We start from the raw sequence: 3,425 nt of genomic DNA, 5'->3' as shown, positions 1-3,425 counted from the left end.
GAATTTATTGTAAAATTTAGTTGAGTCATTACCTAACCTCCATATATTGTTTTGTGGTAAATACAATTATACAGGAGTCAGGTTAATGGCTCTTTTTCTTTTTACACAATTATATGGACTTAATCTCCTTAGAATGTTTTAGCCTAATAATATCATGAAAAAGAAGGATACGGAAAATGTTTCGATTAAAATGATATAAAATAGTGTAATTTTTAAAGATTACCTAGTTTCGGTGATTAAGTGAAGAATTTTTCCCTAGTATTTGTTACAATAATCATAGAAATAATTAGGAGGCAGAAAATGACTTATCCACAATTAGATATTAAAGATACACAATTGAAAGCAACAATTGAAACGAATAAAGGTTCGTTCCAAGTAGCCCTATTCCCTGAATTAGCACCTAAAACTGTAGAAAACTTCGTAACCCTTGGTAAACAAGGTTATTATAATGGGGTAATCTTCCACCGTGTAATTCCTGACTTTATGATTCAAGGTGGCGACCCTTCAGGAACTGGTATGGGTGGTTCTAGTATTTATGGTGAAAAATTCGAAGATGAATTTAACTTAGAATTATTCAACCTTAATGGGGCTCTTTCAATGGCCAATGCAGGACCAAATACAAATGGATCGCAATTTTTTGTGGTAACTGCTAAACAAGTCCCAGCACAAATGCTTGGTCAATTAAAAGCAGGTGGTTGGCCAGAAGAAATTATTGAAGCATACAGTGAGAATGGTGGGACACCTTGGTTAGACCAAAAACATACTGTATTTGGACAAGTAGTTTCAGGTATGGAAGTTGTTTATGATATCGAAAACCAACCACGTAATGCGTCTGATAAACCTTTAGAAGAAGTAGTGATTACAAACATTACTTTTGAAAACGATCAAGATTAGTTAACGAGAGGACGAACCTTCATGACAACAAAGGATTTTCCTTACCACATCGGTGACGTAGTTGAAGGTCAAGTAACTGGTTTGCAGCCCTATGGTGTGTTTGTTCAATTGGACGAAGAACATCAAGGCCTAGTTCACATATCTGAAATTAATCATGGTTATGTTAATAACGTAGAAGATAAATTTAACATTGGTGATACACTAACTGTTAAAATCATCGATATTGATGAGTATACAAGTAAAATGAGTTTATCCATTCGTGCACTAAAAAAACTCGCGATATCGAATAAACCAGCTAAGAATGCATGGCCTAAAAAACGGCATGCGCCCAAAATTGGTTTTTCCTCTATAGAGGAAAAAATGCCAATGTGGATTGAGGAAGCATTAACAAAAATGGCAACAAAATAATTTTAGTATAAAAAGGGGTAGTAAAATGGCACATATCAAATTTGACTATAGTAAAACTAACCAATTTATCGCGGAACACGAATTAACACAAATGCAACCATTAGTTACAGCTGCAGATACAATCTTAAGAGAAGGTACTGGAGCAGGTAGTGACTTTACAGGATGGGTTAATTTACCACGTGATTATGATAAAGAAGAATATGCACGTATTAAAAAAGCGGCTGCAAAAATTCAATCTGATTCAGACGTTTTAGTTGTCTTAGGTATTGGTGGTTCTTACTTAGGTGCTAAAGCTGCAATTGATTTCTTATCTCATACCTTCTCTAATCTTCAAACAAAAGAAGAACGTAAAACACCACAAATTTTCTTTGCAGGTAACAGCTTAAGTTCAACATACTTAGCAGAATTAATTGAAGCAATTGGTGATCGTGATTTCTCAGTTAATGTTATTTCTAAATCAGGAACTACAACTGAAACAGCAGTCGCATTCCGTATTTTCAAAAAATTATTAGAAGAAAAATATGGAGAAGAAGCTAAAAACCGTATTTATGCTACTACAGATAAAGCAAATGGGGCTTTAAAATCTGAAGCAGATGCTCAAGGTTATGAATCATTCGTAATTCCAGATGCTGTTGGTGGACGTTTTACAGTTTTAACACCAGTAGGTTTATTACCAATCGCAGTTTCAGGTGCAGATATTGATGCCTTAATGCAAGGTGCAGCGGACGCTATGGAAGAATACTCAGACGCAGACTTAGAAAAAAATGAAGCGTACCAATATGCAGCGTTACGTAATGTGTTATATCGTAAAGGTAAAGTAACAGAATTATTAATCAACTATGAACCAAGAATGCAATACTTCTCTGAATGGTGGAAACAATTATTTGGGGAATCTGAAGGTAAAGATGGTAAAGGCATTTACCCTTCAAGTGCAAACTTTACAACTGATTTACATTCACTAGGCCAATATATTCAAGAAGGTCAACGTAACTTGTTTGAAACAGTTGTTAAAGTGGACAAACCACTTAAATCAATTGAAATTCCGGCATTTGATGAAGACTTAGATGGACTAGGATACTTAGAAGGTAAAGATGTAGACTTCGTGAATACAAAAGCTTTCCAAGGTACAGTGTTAGCTCATACTGATGGTGATGTACCTAACTTTGTATTAACTATTCCTGAAATGGATGCATATTCATTAGGGTACATGATTTACTTCTTTGAAATTGCAGTTGCTATCTCTGGTTATTTAAATGGCATTAATCCATTTAACCAACCGGGCGTTGAAGCATACAAGAAAAATATGTTTGCTTTACTTGGAAAACCAGGCTTTGAAGAATTAGCTGAAGCATTAAACAAACGCTTATAATTCATTTACACATATCATGAGAAAGTCGGAGTATTTGACTCCGGCTTTTTTCATACTTATGAATGAATACTAGTGAGCATTTAATAGAACAGGAGCTAATTTTAATACAAATATTTAGGCCTGAGCTAATAGGATTTTTTTTAAAAACTTCAAAAATACTATTGACCTAAAATAGAAATGTTGGTATTATAAATCTTGTCGATTCGGGGCAATAAGTTCCTAAGGGATAAGAGTTTAAAATATTTCAAAATTCCTGTTGACAATAAATATTAGTAAATGCTATTATTTATTAGTTGCCTCATTCATAGGAAGAGGGCAACAAAAAAGTTTCAAAAAACTATTGACGATTACCACATTGAAATGGTAAACTCATATAGTCGTAACTAGCGAGTTATCAACGTTCTTAGAGAAGAATATTTCAAAAAGATGTTGACAATAGATAGTTAGAAATGATATGATATTAAAGCTGATTCATCAGCAATTAAGTCAATGAAAAAAACATTTTATTTTTTACTTGACATTTGTTAAATGAAGATGATATAATGTAAGAGTTGCTGCAAGGCAACGAGATAGACCTTTGAAAACTGAACAAAGAAGACGAACCAAATTGTGTAGGTGTTCAATCGGTAAGATTGAAACCAACAATTCAGTAACGAAAGTTACTAAAGTAGTGAGAACTACTATAAATAAGTCAGCAAACTTTAATGAGCAATCAAGCTCATGAAAACTTTCATGAGAGTTTGATCCTGGCTCA

The 3,425-nt window shown here is 33.7% G+C and carries 4 protein-coding genes; 3 read left to right on the top strand and 1 reads right to left on the bottom strand.

Going from position 1 to position 3,425, the window contains the following annotated elements:
* The first annotated feature begins 300 nt into the window (after positions 1 to 300).
* From B9P78_RS09370 to B9P78_RS09360, 3 genes are read left to right on the top strand one after another with little or no spacing between them, the layout of a single operon-like run.
* Positions 301 to 894, top strand: a complete 594-nt coding sequence (locus B9P78_RS09370) for a peptidylprolyl isomerase (RefSeq protein WP_094519165.1) — start codon at positions 301 to 303, stop codon at positions 892 to 894.
* Positions 895 to 915: 21 nt separating this feature from the next.
* Positions 916 to 1,302 carry a CvfD/Ygs/GSP13 family RNA-binding post-transcriptional regulator gene (locus B9P78_RS09365; protein WP_094519164.1) on the top strand — a complete coding sequence of 129 codons (387 nt, stop codon included), beginning with the start codon at positions 916 to 918 and terminating at the stop codon, positions 1,300 to 1,302.
* 25 nt (positions 1,303 to 1,327) lie between these two features.
* Positions 1,328 to 2,671, top strand: coding sequence for a glucose-6-phosphate isomerase (locus B9P78_RS09360; protein WP_094519163.1), 1,344 nt, complete (start codon positions 1,328 to 1,330; stop codon positions 2,669 to 2,671).
* Between the two features lie 510 nt (positions 2,672 to 3,181).
* Here B9P78_RS09360 and B9P78_RS10435 read toward each other — a convergent pair.
* The coding region (locus B9P78_RS10435) for a hypothetical protein (RefSeq protein WP_233487877.1) at positions 3,182 to 3,425 on the bottom strand (244 nt) is incomplete at its 5' end.

Source organism: Aerococcus sp. 1KP-2016 (assembly GCF_002252085.1).
Lineage (GTDB): Bacteria > Bacillota > Bacilli > Lactobacillales > Aerococcaceae > Aerococcus.
Note: the sequence above shows the minus strand (reverse complement) of the source record. Positions and strands in the feature narration are given on the sequence as shown.